The sequence below is a fragment of the Ferribacterium limneticum genome, from assembly GCF_020510565.1.
GTDB classification, from domain to species: Bacteria; Pseudomonadota; Gammaproteobacteria; order Burkholderiales; family Rhodocyclaceae; genus Azonexus; species Azonexus limneticus_B.
In genome coordinates this window covers 260,816-280,270 of record NZ_CP075189.1, presented here as the reverse complement: position 1 = coordinate 280,270, position 19,455 = coordinate 260,816, and the positions used below count along the sequence as shown (strand labels likewise).

General features: G+C 61.1%; 19 protein-coding genes. 14 read left to right on the top strand and 5 right to left on the bottom strand.

Annotation, left to right across the window (positions count from 1 at the left end; translation table 11 throughout):
• Nucleotides 1-5: 5 nt before the first annotated feature.
• Both KI610_RS01335 and icmF read right to left on the bottom strand, forming a co-directional pair.
• Nucleotides 6-1,331: a M48 family metalloprotease gene (locus KI610_RS01335; RefSeq protein WP_226496932.1), complete on the bottom strand. Its 1,326-nt coding sequence runs from the start codon at nt 1,329-1,331 to the stop codon at nt 6-8.
• Nucleotides 1,332-1,521: 190 nt separating this feature from the next.
• Nucleotides 1,522-4,785 (bottom strand): fused isobutyryl-CoA mutase/GTPase IcmF, encoded by a 3,264-nt coding sequence (icmF, locus tag KI610_RS01330; protein WP_226496931.1) that lies wholly within the window; start codon nt 4,783-4,785, stop codon nt 1,522-1,524.
• Between the two features lie 140 nt (nt 4,786-4,925).
• Here icmF and KI610_RS01325 point away from each other — a divergent pair, with 140 nt between their 5' ends.
• From KI610_RS01325 to KI610_RS01315, 3 genes are all read left to right on the top strand, one after another.
• Complete coding sequence (locus tag KI610_RS01325; protein WP_226498492.1) at nt 4,926-6,005, top strand: AraC family transcriptional regulator; 1,080 nt, start codon at nt 4,926-4,928, stop codon at nt 6,003-6,005.
• Between the two features lie 8 nt (nt 6,006-6,013).
• Complete coding sequence (locus tag KI610_RS01320; protein WP_226496930.1) at nt 6,014-6,577, top strand: DUF1439 domain-containing protein; 564 nt, start codon at nt 6,014-6,016, stop codon at nt 6,575-6,577.
• A gap of 160 nt (nt 6,578-6,737) precedes the next feature.
• A complete protein-coding gene (locus tag KI610_RS01315; RefSeq protein ID WP_226496929.1) occupies nt 6,738-7,562 on the top strand; it encodes a phosphate/phosphite/phosphonate ABC transporter substrate-binding protein in 825 nt (274 codons plus the stop codon).
• Here the strand turns inward: KI610_RS01315 and KI610_RS01310 are convergent.
• Nucleotides 7,559-8,005, bottom strand: a complete 447-nt coding sequence (locus KI610_RS01310; RefSeq protein WP_226496928.1) for a hypothetical protein — start codon at nt 8,003-8,005, stop codon at nt 7,559-7,561. The genes KI610_RS01315 and KI610_RS01310 overlap by 4 nt on opposite strands.
• A gap of 45 nt (nt 8,006-8,050) precedes the next feature.
• On the opposite strand from KI610_RS01310, the gene KI610_RS01305 reads away from it, so the two are divergent.
• The gene (locus KI610_RS01305; RefSeq protein WP_226496927.1) at nt 8,051-10,597 is read left to right on the top strand and encodes a response regulator; all 2,547 of its coding nucleotides are present in this window, start codon (nt 8,051-8,053) and stop codon (nt 10,595-10,597) included.
• Here KI610_RS01305 and KI610_RS01300 read toward each other — a convergent pair.
• Nucleotides 10,570-11,328 (bottom strand): TerC family protein, encoded by a 759-nt coding sequence (locus KI610_RS01300; protein ID WP_226496926.1) that lies wholly within the window; start codon nt 11,326-11,328, stop codon nt 10,570-10,572. The genes KI610_RS01305 and KI610_RS01300 overlap by 28 nt on opposite strands.
• Nucleotides 11,329-11,562: 234 nt before the next feature.
• Between KI610_RS01300 and KI610_RS01295 the strand changes: the two genes are divergently transcribed.
• From KI610_RS01295 to KI610_RS01270, 6 genes are all read left to right on the top strand, one after another.
• Nucleotides 11,563-11,985, top strand: a complete 423-nt coding sequence (locus KI610_RS01295; protein ID WP_226496925.1) for a hypothetical protein — start codon at nt 11,563-11,565, stop codon at nt 11,983-11,985.
• Between the two features lie 31 nt (nt 11,986-12,016).
• A complete protein-coding gene (locus KI610_RS01290) occupies nt 12,017-12,376 on the top strand; it encodes a hypothetical protein (RefSeq protein ID WP_226496924.1) in 360 nt (119 codons plus the stop codon).
• A 15-nt stretch (nt 12,377-12,391) separates the two neighbouring features.
• On the top strand, nt 12,392-12,955 hold the full coding sequence (locus tag KI610_RS01285; RefSeq protein WP_226496923.1) for a low molecular weight protein-tyrosine-phosphatase: 564 nt from the start codon (nt 12,392-12,394) through the stop codon (nt 12,953-12,955).
• Between the two features lie 129 nt (nt 12,956-13,084).
• Nucleotides 13,085-13,600 carry a phasin family protein gene (locus KI610_RS01280; RefSeq protein WP_226496922.1) on the top strand — a complete coding sequence of 172 codons (516 nt, stop codon included), beginning with the start codon at nt 13,085-13,087 and terminating at the stop codon, nt 13,598-13,600.
• Between the two features lie 378 nt (nt 13,601-13,978).
• Nucleotides 13,979-14,227, top strand: coding sequence for a transcriptional regulator (locus tag KI610_RS01275; RefSeq protein ID WP_226496921.1), 249 nt, complete (start codon nt 13,979-13,981; stop codon nt 14,225-14,227).
• A gap of 70 nt (nt 14,228-14,297) precedes the next feature.
• Entirely contained in the window at nt 14,298-14,504 is a 207-nt protein-coding gene (locus tag KI610_RS01270) for a hypothetical protein (protein ID WP_226496920.1), read from the top strand.
• Nucleotides 14,505-14,612: 108 nt separating this feature from the next.
• On the opposite strand, the gene gpmI is transcribed toward KI610_RS01270, so the two are convergent.
• Nucleotides 14,613-16,253 (bottom strand): 2,3-bisphosphoglycerate-independent phosphoglycerate mutase, encoded by a 1,641-nt coding sequence (gene gpmI / locus KI610_RS01265; RefSeq protein ID WP_226498491.1) that lies wholly within the window; start codon nt 16,251-16,253, stop codon nt 14,613-14,615.
• 172 nt (nt 16,254-16,425) lie between these two features.
• Here gpmI and minC point away from each other — a divergent pair, with 172 nt between their 5' ends.
• The 4 genes from minC to clpX are packed head-to-tail and all read left to right on the top strand — an operon-like array spanning nt 16,426 to nt 19,361.
• Nucleotides 16,426-17,196 (top strand): septum site-determining protein MinC, encoded by a 771-nt coding sequence (gene minC / locus KI610_RS01260; RefSeq protein ID WP_226496919.1) that lies wholly within the window; start codon nt 16,426-16,428, stop codon nt 17,194-17,196.
• 51 nt (nt 17,197-17,247) lie between these two features.
• The gene (gene minD, locus KI610_RS01255) at nt 17,248-18,063 is read left to right on the top strand and encodes a septum site-determining protein MinD (protein WP_226496918.1); all 816 of its coding nucleotides are present in this window, start codon (nt 17,248-17,250) and stop codon (nt 18,061-18,063) included.
• Between the two features lies 1 nt (nt 18,064).
• The gene (minE, locus tag KI610_RS01250; protein WP_226496917.1) at nt 18,065-18,322 is read left to right on the top strand and encodes a cell division topological specificity factor MinE; all 258 of its coding nucleotides are present in this window, start codon (nt 18,065-18,067) and stop codon (nt 18,320-18,322) included.
• 40 nt (nt 18,323-18,362) lie between these two features.
• Nucleotides 18,363-19,361 carry an ATP-dependent Clp protease ATP-binding subunit ClpX gene (gene clpX / locus KI610_RS01245; protein WP_226496916.1) on the top strand — a complete coding sequence of 333 codons (999 nt, stop codon included), beginning with the start codon at nt 18,363-18,365 and terminating at the stop codon, nt 19,359-19,361.
• Nucleotides 19,362-19,455: the final 94 nt, after the last annotated feature.

The following is a 19,455-nucleotide window of genomic DNA, read 5'->3' as shown; positions in this document are numbered from 1 at the left end:
CAGAATCATTTCAGATAGCCCCAGCTCTTCAAGCGGCTAATCGAATACTCCGCGGCCTTGCCCTGCTGCGTGCGTTGCAGATAGGCGGCATACTGTTTGGCAGCTTCCGGCCGCTTGCCCATGCCTTCCAGCGAAATCCCTTTCAGGAAGGTCACGCCGGCATCGCCGGGCAACTGCCGGTCATAGCGATCGAGATGCTCGAAAGCCATGCCAGGATCCTTCTGACCGAGCGCCAGCACACCGACCAGCTTGTGGGCCTGGGCTTCCTGCGGATAAACCCGGGTCGCCGTCTGGGCGTATTCCAGGGCCTGGGCATCCTTGTCCTGTTCCGACAGGCATTTCGCCATCAGCACATTGGCTGCGTAATCGTGTGGCGTGGCCTTCAAGGCCGTGCGGAAACGCTCCTCGGCCTTGCCGTACTCCTTGGCCGCCATCGCCACTTCGCCTTTCTGGCAGGCGTCGATGGTCGGCTTGATACGGCGCAGTGAGGCCGTGTTGTCCATGAAACGCTCACGCCCGGCGTCGCGCTTGTTGCTCGTCGCGTACTTGCTCTCAGCCAGCTGCTTCGCCGAGTCACGCCGTTCACTGCTCATCGGGTGGGTTGAGAACATCGTCTGCAACATCCCCGGCGATTCCTTCTGCTGTTCGACCAGCAATTGCTGCAGGCCGACCATGCCGCTGGCCGGATAGCCGGCCCGGACCATGTATTCCTGCCCCAGCGCGTCGGCCTCGCGCTCGTTGTCGCGTGAATAGCTGGAGAGCAGCACGCTGGCCCCGAGCTGGGTGCCCAGGTCGGTCAGGCCGCCGAACCCGGCAGCGGTACCGATGATGTTCACGCCAGTCATCGCCGCCTGCGTCACCATCGCCTGGCCCTGCCGCTGCGCGGCGTGACGGGCATTGACGTGACCGAGCTCATGGCCGAGCAGCGCCGCCAGTTCGGCTTCGTCGTCGAGATCGACCAGGATGCCGCGCGTCACGCCCATCGCCCCGCCGGGGAAGGTGTAGGCATTGACGTAGTTGGCATTGAGTACGCGGTAGGAATACGGCATCTGCGGCCGATGCACCTTGGCATCCAGACGCCGGCCAACATCGCTCAGGTACTGGTTGATGGCCTCATCCTGCACCGCCCCCAGATCCTGCGAGAACTGTTGCGGCGCCACCTTCTGATCTACGGCCTTTTCCTCGTCTTCGCTCATCCCGACCAGGATGGAACCGCCCCCGACCGGCGAGGTGGCACAGCCCGACAGGGCGCTGGCGCCGAGCATCCAGAGCACCTGGCGACGGGTAATGCGGTTGGACTGTAGGCAGGAAGCGAGATCCGCATGGTTCATGATGCACTCCGAATAGGCGGAAGAGAGGACAGCGCGATTCTCCGGCATCCGCCATCGATCTGGCAACTTGCAGCACAGGCCTCCGCTGGCGCCCGACGCGCCAATGAAAACGGCGAGGTACTTAGCCTCGCCGTCTTTTTTCTCCTCCGCCCTTTCGGGTAGGGTTTGCTGTTCGCCTTTTACGGCGGCCTTACATGCTGCGCCGATACTGGCCGCCGACTTCATAGAGCGCGCTGCTGATCTGGCCGAGCGAGCAGCACTTGACAGCATCGACGAGCACGGCGAAAACATTGCCGTCCTCGATCACGGTCTGCTTGAGCTTGGCCAGCATGACCGGCGCCGTTGCTGCATGGCGGGTCTGGAAGTCGCGCAGGCGCTTGATCTGCGACTGCTTTTCTTCGTCACTCGAACGGGCCAGCTCGATTTCCTGCTGGGCCATGCCCTTCGGGTTGAGGAAGGTGTTCACGCCGATGATCGGGTAGGAGCCATCGTGCTTCTTGTGCTCGTAATACATCGACTCTTCCTGGATCTTGCCGCGCTGGTAGCCGGTTTCCATGGCACCGAGCACGCCGCCTCGCGAGGCGATGGCTTCGAATTCCTTGAGCACGGCTTCTTCGACGAGGTCAGTCAGTTCGTCGATGACGAAGGCGCCCTGATTCGGGTTCTCGTTCTTGGCGACGCCCCACTCGCGGTTGATGATGAGCTGGATGGCCATGGCGCGGCGCACGCTTTCCTCGGTCGGCGTGGTGATCGCTTCGTCATAGGCGTTGGTGTGCAGCGAGTTGCAGTTGTCGTAGATGGCGATCAGCGCCTGCAGCGTCGTGCGGATGTCGTTGAAGTCCATCTCCTGCGCGTGCAGCGAGCGGCCGGAAGTCTGAATGTGGTACTTCAGCTTCTGGCTGCGCTCGTTGGCACCGTACTTGTTCTTCATCGCCACGGCCCAGATGCGGCGGGCGACGCGGCCGATCACCGAGTATTCCGGATCCATGCCGTTGCTGAAGAAGAAGGACAGGTTGGGCGCGAAGTCATCGATCTTCATGCCGCGTGCCAGATAGCTTTCAACGTAGGTGAAGCCGTTGGATAGCGTGAAGGCCAGTTGGCTGATCGGGTTGGCACCGGCTTCAGCGATGTGATAGCCAGAAATCGACACCGAGTAGAAGTTCTGCACTTGGTGATGGACGAAAAACTCCTGGATGTCGCCCATCATCTTGAGGGCGAATTCGGTGCTGAAGATGCAGGTGTTCTGGCCCTGATCTTCCTTGAGGATGTCGGCCTGCACCGTGCCGCGCACGGTGGACAGCGTCCATTCGCGGATTTTCTCGGCTTCGTCTTCGGTCGGCTGGCGGCCGTTGTCCTTTTCGAACTTGGCCATCTGCTGGTCGATGGCGGTGTTGAAGAAGCAGGCCAGAATGATCGGCGCCGGGCCGTTGATGGTCATCGACACCGAAGTGCTCGGGGCGAGCAGATCGAAACCGTCGTAGAGCACCTTGAGGTCGTCGAGCGTGGCGATCGAGACGCCTGAATTGCCGATCTTGCCGTAGATGTCCGGACGCTCGTCGGGATCGCAGCCGTACAGCGTCACTGAGTCGAACGCCGTTGAGAGGCGATGCGCCGGCATGCCTTCGGACACGCGCTTGAAGCGGCGGTTGGTGCGGAAAGCATCGCCTTCGCCGGCGAACATGCGGGTCGGATCTTCGCCTTCGCGCTTGAAGGCGAAGACGCCGGCGGTGTACGGGAAGGAGCCGGGGACGTTCTCGCGCATCAGGAAACGCAGGGTTTCGCCGTCATCGCCGAACTTGGGCAGGATGACCTTCTTGATCTTGGTACCGGACAGCGATTCCGACACCAGCTTGGTACGGATTTCCTTGTCGCGAATCTTCACGACGTATTCGTCGCCGGAATAAGCCTCGACGGTGGCCGGCCACATGTCGAGCAGTTTCTTCGCCTTCGGATCCTGCTGGGCATCCTTGAAGGCGAGCATTTCGTCGAAATCGCCCGTGTTTTTCTCGCAACCGGTGAAAATCTGCTTGGAAATTCGCAGCGCCTGACGCTCGCGGGCAATCGTCACCTGCGACTCGGTGTGCGCGTGATAGCCGCGCACGGTGTCGGCGATTTCGGCCAGGTAGCGGACGCGCTGGGCCGGGACGATGGCGCGCTGGGTCGACGACTGCTTGACGGTCACGATGGGCAACTGGCCAGGCTTGAGCTTGAGACCCTTCTCGGTCAGCGCCGGAACGAGGGCCTGATACAGAGCTGTCACGCCGTCATCGTTGAAGCGGGCGGCCTGCGTGCCGAACACCGGCATGTCGTCGGTCGGCGTGGAGAAGGCCTCGCGATTGCGCTGGTATTGCTTGCGGACATCGCGCAGCGCATCCTCGGCGCCCTTGCGGTCGAACTTGTTGATCGCCACGAAATCGGCGAAATCGAGCATGTCGATCTTCTCGAGCTGCGAAGCGGCGCCGAACTCGGGGGTCATGACGTACAGGGACAGATCGACGAAGGGCACGATGGCCGCATTGCCCTGGCCGATGCCGGAGGTTTCGACAATGACCAGATCGAAGCCGGCCAGCTTGCAGGCAGCGATGACCTCGGGCAGCGCGACGGAAATTTCGGAGCCGGTATCGCGGGTGGCCAGCGAGCGCATGAAGATGTTCGGGTGTTCGATGGCGTTCATGCGGATGCGGTCGCCGAGTAGCGCACCGCCGGTCCGCTTGCGCGACGGGTCGATCGAGATCATGCCGATCTTGACGGTATCGCCCTGATCGAGGCGGAAACGACGGACGATTTCATCGGTCAGCGAGGACTTGCCGGCACCGCCCGTGCCGGTGATGCCGAGAACCGGCGTTTCCAGCGCAGCTGCCGCCTTGAGCAGCGGCTCTTTGAGGGCCGGCACTTCGCCGTTTTCGAGCAGCGTGATGAGGCGTGCCAGCAGGCGCTTGTCGCCCGCCTGCAAACCGGCCAGCGCCTGCTCGACACCCGGCACGCCTTCATCAGCGACGTCGAAGTCAGCGTTCTGCACGACCTCGTTGATCATGCCCTGCAGGCCCATGTGCACACCATCTTCCGGCGCGTAGATACGGGTCACGCCGTAAGCGTGGAGCTCCTTGATTTCAGACGGGACGATTACCCCGCCGCCGCCGCCGAAAACCTTGATGTTGGCCCCGCCGTTGGCTTTCAACAGGTCGATCATGTACTTGAAAAATTCGACGTGGCCGCCCTGATACGAGGTGATGCAGATACCCTGCACGTCTTCCTGCAGCGCGGCATTGACGATTTCCTGCACCGAGCGGTTGTGGCCGAGGTGGATAACTTCGGACCCGGTCGATTGCAGAATGCGGCGCATGATGTTGATCGAGGCGTCGTGCCCGTCAAACAGCGAGGCGGCAGTGACGAAACGCACCTTGTTCTTCGGCTTGTACGGGGAAAGCTTCTTGGCAACGGAAAGATCGGTCATGACGCCTGCCTCAACGATAAGGGGGAAAGGCGCCCATGGTAGGCCGCTTTTGGCACGGCGCCATTGTTGCGAATGACGACAATCGTGCAAATTCCGCCAAGGTGATACAGTGCGACGGTGAACCGGAAAAAATGGCCAAAATGCTGCATAGCACCAACCAGGAATCCCCAGCCCGAACGCAAGCCACTGTTGCAATGGGTTTTGTTACCGGAATGCTGGCCGGCCTGACTCGCCGCCAGATCAACCCAGCCCCCCTGCTCGCCGCCACCGGGATCAATATTGCAGACACCGCCAGCCGGATTCCCATCGACCGCTACGCCGCCCTCTACAACCGACTGAACCGTGAGCTCGACGACGAGGGTTTCGGCCTGTTCGCCCAGCCCATGCGCATCGGCAGCTTCGAGTTCCTGTGCCGCGGCTGCCTCAGCGCACCGACCCTTGCCGACGCGCTCAACCGGGCCAGCCGTTTCCTGCATGTCGTCTTGCCCGATCTGGCGGTCAGCGTGCGGCGCTCGCACGGCCATGCCGAGCTGGTCATCGCCGAAACACGCAAGCTCGCCGACAGCTCCGACGACCCCGGCCGCATCTTCGCCTTCGAATGGCTGCTTCGCCTGCTGCACGGCCTGGCCTGCTGGCTGGCCGGGCGCGGCATCGGGCTCGACAGCGTCATTTTCCCCTACCGCCGACCGGCCCACTCGGCCGACTACCCGCTGATCTTCACCGAGGATTCGCGCTTCGCCCCGACCGTTCCCGGCGGCGTCGGCACGCTGGTCGCCAGCTTCAACGCCAACCTGCTCGACCTGCCCATCCGCCGCGATGACGCGGCGCTAACCACCTTCCTCGAGGGCGCCCCGGGCAAGATCACGATGCTCTATCGGCGCGACCGCGAAATGGTGATCCGCGTCCGCGACCTGCTGCGCGCCGCCCTGCCCGCCACGCTGAGCCTCGACGACATCGCCGACCGTCTCTACCTCTCGCCGCGCACCATCCACCGCCGGCTCGAAGAAGAAGGTTCGAGCTTTCGCGGCATCAAGGACGCCCTGCGCCGCGACATGGCGCTGGCCCGCCTGACCAAGAGCAAGGATTCGATTGCCCAGGTTGCCGCCGATCTGGGCTACGCCGACACATCGGCCTTTTATCGTGCCTTTGTCGAATGGACCGGCATGGCACCGGTACACTACCGACGCAAATGGGCGGGCAAGACCGCCGGGACGAATTGAGGACACGCATGAATACAAGCATCAGACTGAGAGCGGCGCTAACCGCGCTGGCCCTGTTCGCCAGCGGCACCTTGTGGGGCGCCGGCTTTCTCGAACGCGAAATCTACTTTTCCGAGGCCGATATCCAGACTCAGGTGGAAAAGAGCGGCACGATGCAGAAAAGCTACGGCAACGGCCTCGTTGTCGTGTCGCTCATCGAGCCACCCCGGATTTTCCTCGGCACCCCGGAAGGCAGAGCCACGCTGTCAGCCCGCATCAATGTCTCGCTGCTCGGCAGCCCACCCGTTCCGGTCGCCTTCGAAGGCACCTCCGGCATCCGCTACGACGACAACGCCAAGGCTTTTTTCCTCGAAAACCCGGTTGCCCACTCGGTCCAATCGCAAGCCATCGGCCGCGAGTCGGAACCAATGGCCCGCCAGGCTGTGACCCAGTTGATGAGCAATTATTTCCGCGCGAAGCCAGTTTACATCCTGCGCGAAGACGGCACCGCCCAGGAGAAGGCCGCCCGCTGGCTGCTTCGTTCGATCCGCATCGAACCGGGCCGCGTCGTCGCCATCCTCTCGCCGGTCTGATCAAGAGGCGAAGCGCAAAAAGATCTGCACTTCATGCCGATCATCGGGGCCCATGATCGTCCAAAAAATAGGCGGCGCCAAGCCATGAAAATGCTTTTACCTGGAGACAAATGAGGCAGATAATCTATAAATAACAAATACAAAAAATCCGGAGCCTCACATGGATTCCTTGCGCGCCATCACCTCCCTTCTGCTCATCTTCGCACTGCTGCTCAGCGGTCCGGCGAAGACCGAAGAGAGCTACACCTTCGCCGTCGCTCCCCAATACGAACAACGCAAGCTGTTCGCCATATGGCAGCCTGTCGTTGACGAACTCAGCCGGCGCACCGGCTACAAGCTCAAACTGGTTGCTACCCTGACCGTACCCGACTTCGAGAACGAACTTGCCAAGGGCCGCTTCGATTTCGCCTACATCAATCCCTACCTCGTAGTAAAGAAGGACCAGCGTCAGGGCTATATCCCGCTCGTCCGCGACCAGCAGCCACTGCGGGGCATACTGGTCGTTCGCAATGACAGCCCGCTCAGGACGCCGGCTGAACTCAACGGCGCCAAGCTAGCCGTTCCCGCGCTCGATGCGCTGGGCGCCTGCCTGTTGTTGCGCGCCGAACTGGAACAGACATTCAAGACAAGACTCACCCCGGTCGACGTCAAGTCGCATAGTTCCGTCTATCTGCAAGTTGCGACCGGCCAGCTTCCGGCCGGTGGCGGCGTCGAAAAGACGCTGCAGGTGCAGGAAAAGACGGTACAGGACGCGCTGCGCATACTCCACACCACGCGTGACATGCCGTCTCACCCGATTGTCGCCCACCCCCAAGTGCCGGCCAGGGTGCGTCAGTCGCTACAGCAATCCCTGCTGGGGCTCGCCACAACCCAGGATGGCAAGAGACTCCTGCAAACCATACCGATGCCAGATCCAGTCTCCACCTCGATGCAGGATTACTTGCCTTTGAAGAAACTGGGCTTGGAAGCTTATTTGAGTGACTAGCCGATACGGCCATGAAACTTCGCCAGAAACTCCTGTTGCCATTGATTCTGATCGGCGCGCTGATTGGCGGACTCCTGCAATTCACCTGGATACCGGATTCGATTCGCAACGCGGAAGAAAGCAATCTCCGCCTGATTGAACGGCATATCGATAGCGTGGCGGAAGGACTTGTCCCGCTGCTTCTCAGTGACCAGTTGGCAAATATTTACGAGAATCTCGACGCCGTCAAAACACGCAACGGGGAATGGCAGCAAATTAGGCTGATCAACGCCGACGGGCAGCAGCTCTACCCCCTTCAGCCAGCCCCCTCGGGCCAGCAGCCGCCAGATCAGGCGATAGCGCACACCCTGAAACGCCCGATTCGTTTCCTCGACAAGGATCTCGGCCAGTTGCAGGTAACCGTCGACATGCAACCCTTCATTGCCGACAACCTCGCCCATCATCACGAATTGCTCTACCTGCTGCTGGCCATCGTCCTCGCCCTGACCGTGATCATCGCTGTCGTTCTGGAACTTACCGTGATCCGCCCGGCCAGCCGCCTTGTCTCCGCCTCCAGCGCACTAGCCAGAGGACGCTATGACACCCCGCTCCCATCCGTTGGCAACGATGAGATCGGTGCGCTGGTCAGCAGCTTCGCAACCATGCGCAGTGAATTACAAACCAATCACGCGGAGTTGCTCGAAGAAATCGCCAAACGGAAAAATGCGGCCCATGCCTTGCAGCAACACCGCGAACACCTTGAGGAGGTCGTCTACCAAAGGACTCAGGAACTCGAACAGGCAAAGGATGTTGCCGAGTCAGCAAACCGCGCCAAAAGCGCCTTCCTGGCCAACATGAGCCACGAACTCCGAACACCGATGAACGCGATCATCGGGCTGACCCACCTGCTACACCGGGATGTCGAGAGCGCTCACGCCAACAGCCAGCTCAACAAGATCAACCAGGCTGCACAACACCTGCTCGGTATACTCAACGACATCCTCGACTTCTCGAAAATCGAGGCTGACAAGCTGACGCTCGACCCCGGCGACTTTGAATTCAGCCAGATATTTCGCCAGTTGAACAACCTGATCGGCATCCAGGCGGAAAACAAGAATCTGGAATTGATCGACCGCATCGACCCGGACATTCCCGAGTTCGTCCATGGCGACGCCATGCGCCTCAGCCAGATACTCGCCAATTTCGCCAGCAATTCAATCAAATTCACCGAGCACGGCAGCATCATCCTCAGCGCTCGCCTTATGGCGCAAGACGCGACCAGCCTACATGTGCGCTTCGAAGTCACTGACACTGGCATCGGGCTGACGCCGGATCAACAGATCCGGATTTTTCAGGCCTTCGAACAAGCCGATTCTTCGACCACGCGCAGATATGGCGGGACCGGACTTGGTCTGGCCATCTGCAAGCGACTGACCAAGCTCATGGGAGGAGAGATCGGCGTCTTCAGCACCCCGGGGAAAGGCAGCACTTTCTGGTGCGAAATTCCTTTTCAACATGCCATCAGCCAGATAAACCAGCTGCCCCGGGGAAGCCTGCCCGAAGGACTCAATGTTCTGGTCATTGACGACGATATCAACGCCCGCGACGCGATGAGCCACATGTTACAAAGCTACCGGGCACAAGTCAGCACTGCCGAGTCGGGCGAGGCTGCGTTGCGTTGTGTCGAAGCTGCACTCGCTCAGGGAAAAACCTTTGATGTCATCCTGACCGACTGGGCAATGCCCGGCATGGACGGCATCGAAACCGCACGCCGCATTCTCCGCATCGGCAAGGGAATCCCCCGCATCGTACTGGTTACGGCCTATGGCCGTGACTGGCCGCAGGCGCGCCTGAATGAAGCCGGCATCGTTTACCAGCTGAACAAACCCGTTATGCCATCGGACCTGCATGAGGCGCTGAACCATGCCCTGCTCGGCCCCGCCCGCTACATGGAGCCCCTCCTTCACCATCAGGACAGCCTAAACCTGGCCCCACTGAACGGTCGCCGCGTCCTGCTGGCCGAGGACAACCAAGTCAATCAGGAGGTTGCCACCGAACTTCTCAGGGATATCGGCATGCACGTTGACGTTGCGGCGGACGGCCAACAAGCCATCGACCTGGCCAGTAGCAGTGACTACGACCTTATCCTGATGGATATCCAGATGCCCAATGTGGATGGCATCGAAGCAACCCAAGCTATTCGCCGCATGCCCGGGCACACGTCGGTTCCCATCATTGCCATGACGGCCAACGCATTTAACGAGGATCGGGATATCTGCCTGGGGGCAGGCATGAACGACCACCTTGCCAAACCGGTCACCCCGGAGAAGCTGTACGCCACGCTGCTGCGCTGGATTCGCATCGAGTCTACGCGCCCGCCGTCAAATACGTCTGCCCCTGCAGCGCCTAGCGCGCCCGACGCCGGCACGCTGCGTACGCTGCACGGCATAACAAATCTGGATGTCAAAGAGGGGCTAAAAGTGGTGGCCGGAAAGCTGCCGCGCTACTGCCGCCTGCTGAAACTGTTCGCACTCAGCCACCGTGACAACGCTGACGAGTTGCTTCGCGCGCTCGATGACAACCGCCTCGATGAAGCCCGGAGCCTCGCCCACTCGCTGAAAGGTGGCGCTGCCAGCATTGGCGCTCGAAGAATCCGCGAAATTGCGGAGAGCATCGAACTACCACTCAAGCAGCAGCTGAGCAATGCATCCGCTCTCGCCCGTGAGCGCCTGCTCGATTTAAAGCCGGAACTTGCCAAATTCATAGCCCAACTCGACAGCCTGCCGGACGAAATTTGCGCCGCCCCGCTACCGACCGCTCCCCGTGAGGCGACCGATAGCACACTGCTGATCCGAAAACTGGGCGAGTTGCTGGCGACTGACGACATGGCTTCACAGGTCTATTTCGCGTTGTACCGTGCGGAATTCGAGCAGCTACTGGGCAGCGCGCGAACCCGGCAAATTGCCCAGTTGATTGAGACTTTTGACTTTGCACCCGCTTTCGAGGCCCTCGAGGGGAGCTTGCCGGATCAGGTTCCTTCCTGTTCGCGCACGTAGGGTTCACGCAGATCGACCGGCTTGACCGTCTTCTTGCGCATGCGGATGTTGAGCATTTCGACACCGACCGAGAAGGCCATGGCGAAGTAGATGTAACCCTTCGGCACATGGTGACCGAAACCATCGGCGATCAGCACGACGCCGACAACGACCAGGAATGACAGCGCCAGCATCTTGATCGTCGGGTGGTTCGAGACGAATTCGCCGATCGAGCGGGCGAACAACATCATCAGGCCGACCGAGGCGACGACGGCGGCGATCATCACGCCAACTTCGCTGACCATGCCGACCGCCGTGATGATCGAGTCGAGCGAAAACACCAGGTCGATGACGATGATCTGGGCGATGACGCCAGCAAAGCTCGACGCCACCTTGCTCGAGGCCTCGCCCTCCTCGCCTTCGAGCAACTGGTGCACCTCGCCAGTACTCTTCCAGATCAGGAACAGGCCGCCGGCGATCAGGATCATGTCGCGCCCGGAAATAGCAAAGTCGAACAGCGTCAGCACCGGCTCGGTCAGGCCGACGATCCACGACAACAGCAGCAACAACCCGATGCGCATGAACATGGCGAGAAACAGGCCGATGCGACGTGCCACCTCCTGTTTTTCCTTGGGCAGCTTGTCGACCAGAATCGAAATGAAAATGATGTTGTCGATGCCAAGTACCAACTCCAGCGCGGTCAGCGTGAAGAAGGCAATCCAGATTTCGGGGGAGAGCAGGAATTCGAGCATGGGGAAATAGCCAGGCGAAAGATCAGGCGACCATTGTAAGGAGCCCGGCACATTGAAACCACCCCACACATCATCATCAATGCTTCGAAAAAACCGAAGCATGCAACCCACTTAATCAAAGAATACCGCTCACATCCACCGACAAAAAATATTCCTTTTGCATTTTTTGTCCATTCTCTACGGCAGCGGCTATTCTTGTAGACTCAGTGCAGCCAGCGACACAGGAGAACACCGATGGAAAGTTCCACCTTACTGGGTAAGGAATGGCAAACCCTGCAGGACAATCACGAGCAGCACGAACAAAACGCCCTGTTCATCAAACTGGCCTGCCTGGCCTTGTCCATAGCCGGACTGGCCACCGGTTTGCCGCTGACCTGGATCGCCTTCACGGTCCTGATCTGCTGGATACAGGAAGGCATTTTCAAGACTTACCAGTCGCGCCTGGCCGATCGCCTGCTCAGTGTCGAGGCACGCCTCGCTCAACCGAACCCGACGCCGTCCGCCATGCAACTTCATACCGACTGGCTGGCCAGCCGCCCAACTGGCGGCGCCCTGCTCGGCAGTTACCTGGTCAGCGCCTTGCGCCCGACCGTCGCCTTTCCCTACCTGCCGATACTCCTGATGCTGGGACTTGGCCGCTGGTTGTCGTGGCTTTGATCGGCCCCGCCCAGAACCCCCGGAGAATCAAATGAACCACGCCAAGTCACGCGAAGTCACCCTCGCCGCAAAAATCACCGACGAACTCGGCGCCGCCCTGGAAACGCTTCGCCTGGCCTGGAAAGAGAATCCGTCCACCGTGCCAAAAGGGCTGTCGTGTTCGGAATCGCGCGAGGGGCAATTCGTTCTGGTCGCCGCCGAATCGGCTTTCGTCACCCTTCCCGGCGCCTGCGTCATCAAGGGCATTGGTGCCATCGAACTGCTCGGCGATGAACCCGCCTTCGACGCCGGGGCCAAGTCGAAATCCCTGCTCCTCAAAGCCACCCCGGAAGGCTGGCGGTTTTCAGTGAAATTCGTGCCCCCCATCGTGCGCGAAAGAAACCTGAAGTAGCGCCACCGTGGCCGAATGAAAACCCCCTTCCGCATCCTCTGTGTCTGCATGAGCAACGTCTGTCGCTCGCCGACAGCCGAGGCGATACTGCGCCAGTTAATCGAGCAAAACGGACTGGCCGACCGGATCGAGGTCTGTTCTGCCGGGACCCACGGCTATCGCGTCGGCGAGGCTTGCGACGGCAACAGCCAGCGGGTGGCGCGGGCGAAGGGCTATGACCTGTCACAAATCCGCGCCCGGCGTATCGGCTGGCAGGACCTGGACTATTTTGACCTCATCCTGGCCATGGACCGGACCAATCTGTACAACCTGCGGCGCATGGCGACCGAAGAGCAATTGATGCGAATCAGGTTGGTCATGGACTACGCCAGACGCTTCACCGAAGACGAGGTTCCCGATCCCTACCTCACCCTCGGCGGACGCTTCGAGCTGGTTCTCGACATGATTGAGGATGCCGTCGCCGGCTTGGTAGATGAACTCGGACGACAATTCGAGCCGGCCGAGAATAGTCGCCTTGAATTTCAAGCTCCCGAGCCGAAAGTCCTGCATTGGCAAGACTCTTCACAGAAACGAAAATGAAGTCGGCTGGCCACGTTCAATAACGCCTGCATCACCCACGACAACAAAATTGTTGCAGTGCACAATTTTCACAGATTGTGCGCTATACTCGTTGCCGAACACACCGATAACCCTTTCTGGAGACAACACATGTCTATCAATCCTGAGCAATTCGCCGCCGCCAACAAAGCAACCGTTGACTCCCTGTTGTCCGTCGCCAACACCGCCCTGGCATCCGCCGAGCGCATCGCTGCCCTCAACCTGAACACCGCCCGCGCTGCTCTGGAAGATACCGTTTCCGGCGTCAAGTCGGTCATGGGTGCCAAGGATCCGAAGGAAGCCCTCGCCGCTCAAACCGCCCTGGCCCAGCCGGCTGTCGAGAAGGCTGTTGCCTACTCGCGTTCCGTCTATGAAATCACTGCCCAGACCCAACAGGATCTGGCCAAGATGGTCGAAGCCCAGTTCGGTGACTTCCAGAAGTCCATCGCCGGCATGGTCGAAAAGGCCACCAAGTCGGCTCCGGCTGGTTCCGAAGGTGCTGTTGCCGCGATCCAGAGCGCCATCGCTGCCGCCAACTCGGCTTTCGGCAACATGAACACCATGGCCAAGCAATTTGCTGATGCAGCCCAGGCCAACATCGCTGCCGTCACCAAGAAGTCCAAGTAATTCTTTCGGGCCTCCCGAAATCGAAAGCCCCGCGCCTGCCGCGGGGCTTTTTTTGGCCTGCGTTTAATCGCTGGAACATCGACACAGAGAGCCAAAGCGACGATTAGCCAGTCGCGAAAAACCCGTCGACACAATTTGATACATAAAACATGTTGCGGTGCACAATACTTGGGGGCATAATGAACCTTGTCTCCTCCATCTCCTCCAAGAAATGGATTTAAGCCCGCCCCGTGCGGGCTTCTTTTTTTGTTTGCCTTGCCCCGGCCGCCGTGTGCAGGCGCAACAAAATGCGGAGTTTGTTTTATTGCCGAAAGCGGCCATCCATTCCGCGTCGTAACGCGGAAGCGAAACCCGTTCAAGCCATCGAAAGGAATCCTGATGCACGCCACAAAAGTTCTCGAACACCTCAAGAAACATGGCCAGTTGCTCGATTTCGATATCGCCGCAGCGATCAATATGCCCCTGGCCGATGTCCGCGCCTCGCTGACCGAGCTATCCGCCCGCGGCGACATTTCGCGCTGCAGCGTGACCAGCTACGTCAAAGGCAAGGCAATTGAAGGCTTTCAATGCCGGATTTCGGGGTATATTCCACGCCCGGCGCCGGGCCGAAAACCGGGCGTCAAATAACGATAGCGACTTGGCGCTGCCCACCCTGAGTGAAGCGCCAAGTCTGTAGCCGATCCTGATGGAGATTCCGATGCCGGACAAAGATCTCGACGAAAAAGTCGAGCGTATGCTCAGCGCTGCCATGGGCGGCCTGACACCGCACGAAGCGCTGCTCAAGGCGTCGCTGGACGAAGCCGCCAAGGTGGCCGAACGCGCCGCCGCCAAGGAAAAAAACCGGGAACGCGCCTTGCGACTGCTGGCGGAACTCGACAAGGCGCAAGGCAAGTCGAAAAGCTAGTTTTTTCTGGCTGCCGACCGGTTGCCACGGTCAACCGGAAAAAATCGCAAAAAATGAAATGGGCGTCTGCCACACGGCAAGACGCCCATTTTCTTGTGCCGGAATTCCTTATTTGATATCGAGCACGCTGTCGTCCCAGGCTGCATGCTTCTCCAGCCCGAGCAGGTTGGCAACGGTGGCGGCGATGTTCGACAGGCCGGCCGTTTCCGTCTGCTTGAGACCCAGTTTGCCGCCACTCACGTTGTCGTAGAGGATTAGCGGCACGGGGTTCAGCGTGTGCGCGGTCTTGGCCTTGAACGAGCCGTCCTTGTTCATGGCCGGCAGCTTGGTCTTCTTGTCCAGTTCGAACATTTCGTCGGCATTGCCGTGGTCGGCCGTGATCAGCGCCACACCGCCGGCCGCATCGACGGCCTGGAGCACGCGGGCCAGCGACAGGTCGACGGCTTCGACGGCGAGCGTCGCGGCGTAGAAGTTGCCGGTGTGGCCGACCATGTCGCCGTTGGCGAAATTGCAGCGCAGGGTCTGGTACTGGCCGGACTGGATGGCGGCGATCATGGCATCGGCGATTTCGGCCGCCTTCATCCACGGGCGCTGCTCGAAAGGCACGACGTCGCTCGGCACTTCCTGCCAGGTTTCGCCGTCGAACTTGCCGGAGCGGTTGCCGTTCCAGAAATAGGTGACGTGACCGAATTTCTGCGTTTCCGAGCAGGCAAACTGCGCGATGCCCGACTTGGCGAACCATTCGCCCGTCGTGTCTTTGATCGCCGGCGGGGCGACCAGGAAACGGGCCGGCAGCTTGAGGTCGCCGTCGTATTGCAGCATGCCGGCGTAGGTCACCTGCGGGGCGCGGATGCGGTCGAACTTGTCGAAAGCCGCTTCCTCGAAGGCCCGCGTGATTTCGATGGCGCGGTCGCCACGGAAGTTGAAGAAGACGACCGAATCGCCGTCCTCGATGGTACCGATGGCCTTGCCACCGTCGGCGATGACGAATTCCGGCAGATCCTGGTCGATGGTGCCCGGATTTTGCTCGCGCAGGCCGTTGACCGCAGCAGTCGCGTTCGGGAACTGCGTGCCCAGGCCGAGCACGTGCGTCTTCCAGCCCTTTTCGACCATCGCCCAGTTGGCGTCGTAGCGATCCATGGTGATGTACTGGCGGCCACCGCCCGAGGCGATGCGGGCATCGAAGCCGTCGGCGCTGATCTCGGCGAGAAAGGCTTCAAACGGCACGACGTAATCGAGCGCACTGGTTTCCGGCACATCGCGGCCATCAAGCAGGGCGTGCACGCGCACGGTCTTGATTCCTTCAGCCTTGGCCTGGACGACCATGGCTTTGAGATGGTCGATATGGCTGTGCACGTTGCCGTCGGAGAACAGCCCCAGCAAATGCAACACGCCGCGACCGGCCTTTGCGCCGGCAATGATCTGCTGCCACGCCTCGCCCTGCCAGATGGCGCCGGAAGCAATGGCGTTCGAGACCAGCGAGGCGCCCTGGCTGTAAACCTGACCGGCGCCGATGGCGTTGTGGCCAACTTCGGAATTGCCCATGTCGTCGTCGGACGGCATGCCGACGGCCGTACCGTGGGCGCGCAGGCGGATATTCGGGTAGTTGGCGAAAAGGCGGTCGAGTGTCGGCTTGCGGGCGGCGGCGATGGCGCTGCCGACATCGGTCTTGGGCAGGCCGTAGCCGTCCATGACGATGATGACGACCGGGCCGTGAACACCGGGGAAGGCGGAGAGCTTGTTCAGCATGGGCTGGCTTTCGGCAAAAACCGTCATTTTACCCGCTTGCTGCGACTCGCCCCAGCCCATCTCTATCCATTCTGCATTGGCCTGCACCGGAACGCACCGTTACACAAGTTTCATTTTTTACACTGGTCGCCTATGGGATAATCGCGCCCCTTTCCGCAACACCGCAGCAGGCATGGCCAAAGACGCACCGATTCAGTTCAAGGGCACTTCGCTCAAGATCATCCAGACACAGCTCCGTACCACCGACCTCGCCACGCTGCACGCCGCACTGGGCGAACTGACCGGCAATAGCCCGGACTTTTTCGAGAACGAGCTAGCGGTCCTTGATTTCAGCCCCGCCGAAAATCTACCGGATAGCCCCGATTTGGCCGGGATTTGCGATTTGCTGCGCGGTTCCGGCCTACACGCCATCGCCACACGCGGCCTACCGGAGGAGTTGGCCAGCACGGCGCTTGCCGCCGGTCTGCCGGCAGTTGGCGCCGATGCTCTGGGCCGCAGCACGGCCCGTCCGAAAGCAGCCGAAGCGCCGCCGCCCGCCACCGCGCCAGAACCGGCACCGATCGTCGCCCCGCCGCCCGCTCCCGAACCCGCCCCGCGCACCGTCACGCTCGACAAACCGCTGCGCTCCGGCCAGCGTTTCTACGCCAAGGGCAGCGACCTGATCGTCACGGCCATGATCAGCGCCGGCGCCGAGGTCATCGCCGACGGCAACATCCACGTCTACGCCCCGCTGCGCGGCCGCGCCCTGGCAGGCGCCAGCGGCGACAAGACAGCCCGCATCTTCACCACCTGCCTGGAAGCGGAACTGGTTTCCGTGGCCGGCATCTACCGCACTTTCGAGGCCGGCGTTCCCGCCGAACTCGCCCGCCAGCCGGCGACCGTCTGCCTGATCGAGGACGGTGGCGAAAGCCGCCTGACCGTCGCGGCCCTGGCCCTCCGTTAATCGCGCGTTTCGACGCGACTCCTTTTCATAACCTACCCAGCGAGAACTCACGTGACCAGAATCGTCGTCGTAACTTCCGGCAAAGGCGGGGTCGGCAAGACCACCACCAGCGCCAGCTTTTCCACCGGCCTCGCCCAGCGCGGCTTCAAGACGGCCGTCATCGACTTCGACGTCGGCCTGCGCAATCTCGACCTGATCATGGGCTGCGAACGCCGCGTCGTTTATGACCTGATCAACGTCATCAACGGCGAGGCGACGCTGACCCAGGCGCTGATCAAGGACAAGCACGCCGACAATCTCTACGTGCTGCCCGCCTCGCAAACGCGCGACAAGGATGCGCTGACCGAGGAAGGCGTCGAGAAAGTCATCAAGGAACTCGAACACCAGGGCTTCGACTACATCGTCTGCGACTCGCCGGCCGGTATCGAATCGGGCGCCATCATGGCCCTGACCTTCGCCGACGAAGCACTCGTCGTGACCAACCCGGAAGTCTCGTCCGTGCGCGACTCCGACCGCATCCTCGGCATCCTGCAGGCCAAGTCGCGGCGTGCCATCGAAGGCCGCGACCCGATCAAGGAACACCTGCTCATCACGCGCTACAACCCGACCCGCGTCGAGGCCGGCGAAATGCTGTCGTACAAGGACATCCAGGAAATCCTCCGGGTGCCCATCATCGGCGTCATTCCGGAATCGGAAGAAGTCCTGCAAGCCTCCAACCAGGGCTCGCCGGTCATCCACCAGAAGGATACCGATGCGGCCGAGGCCTACAACGACGTGATCAGCCGCTTCCTCGGCGAGGACAAGCCGCTGCGTTTCGTCGATTACGTCAAGCCGGGCCTCCTGAAGCGCCTGTTCGGAGGCAAGTGAGATGTCCTGGCTCCAGAAACTGTTTGGCAACCAGCCGAAAACCGCTCACCTGGCCAAGGAACGCCTGCAACTGATCATCGCCCACGAACGCGATGGTGGCGGCAGCAGCGCCAATTTCCTGCCCGACCTGCAACGCGAGCTGATCGCCGTGATCTCCAAGTACGTCAAGGTGAACACCGAGGACATTCGCGTTTCGCTCGAGAAACAGGGCAATTACGAAGTCCTCGAAGTCAATATCGTCCTTCCCGAAAAGGGCTGAGAAGACTAGCATCGGGGCATTCCGTCCGAGGAGCGCCCCGATGTCCACCCAGCTCAAACCCAGCGAAATCGTCCGCCAGCTTTCCGAACACGTCATCGGGCAGGAAGAAGCCAAGCGCACGCTGGCCGTCGCCATTTACGCCCACTTCCGGCGCATGGCGGCGAATGCTGCGGTGGACAGCGTCGAACTGACCAAAAGCAACATCCTGCTCATCGGCCCGACCGGCACCGGCAAGACCCTGCTCTGCGAAACGCTGGCGCGCATTCTCGACGTGCCTTTCGTCACCGCCGACGCCACCTCGCTGGCCCAGACGCAATTCGTCGGCGACGAGATCGAGGCTATCCTGCATCGCCTGATTGACCGCGCCAACGACGACATCGAGCTTGCCCAGCGCGGCATCGTCTTCGTCGATGAGGTCGACAAGCTCAAGGCCGTCGGCGGCCAGGCCCGCGCCACCTCGGGCGAAAGCGTCCAGCACGCCCTGCTCAAGATCATGGAAGGCGCGCCGGTGCGGCTCAAGGACGGGCGGCATATCGACACGACGAACGTGCTGTTCATTTGCGGCGGCGCCTTCGTCGGGCTCGACCACATCCTGACCAAGACGCACACCTTCGGCTTCATTTCGACGACCGAGGGCGAAGACCAGAAAATCCTCGAACGCCTGAACGCCCGCGTCAAACCGACCGACCTGCTCGAATTCGGCCTGATCCCCGAATTCGCCGGTCGCCTGCCCATCGTCACCCGCCTGCATGATCTTTCCCAGGACATGCTGGTGCGCATCCTGACCGAGCCGAAGAACGCCATCTACCGCCAGTTCCGGGCCATGCTGGCGGCCGACGGCGTCGACCTCCAGATCGCCCCCGACGTCTTCCGCCAGATGGCCGAGCTGGCCATCGAGTACAAGGCCGGGGCGCGCAGCCTGCGCGGCATTTTTGAGGAAATGATGACCGACGTGATGTACGCCGTGCCGGACAATCCGGGCATCCGCCGGGTCGTCATCCGCTCGCTGTTCGAGCGCGCCGAGATTGCCACGGGCTGAGAAGCCGGCCGTGTTCCCACGGTCAACCGGAAAAACAGCGCAAAAATGAAATCCCGGGCGACGCCAAGCACCTCGCTCCGCCCGGCACATCCGG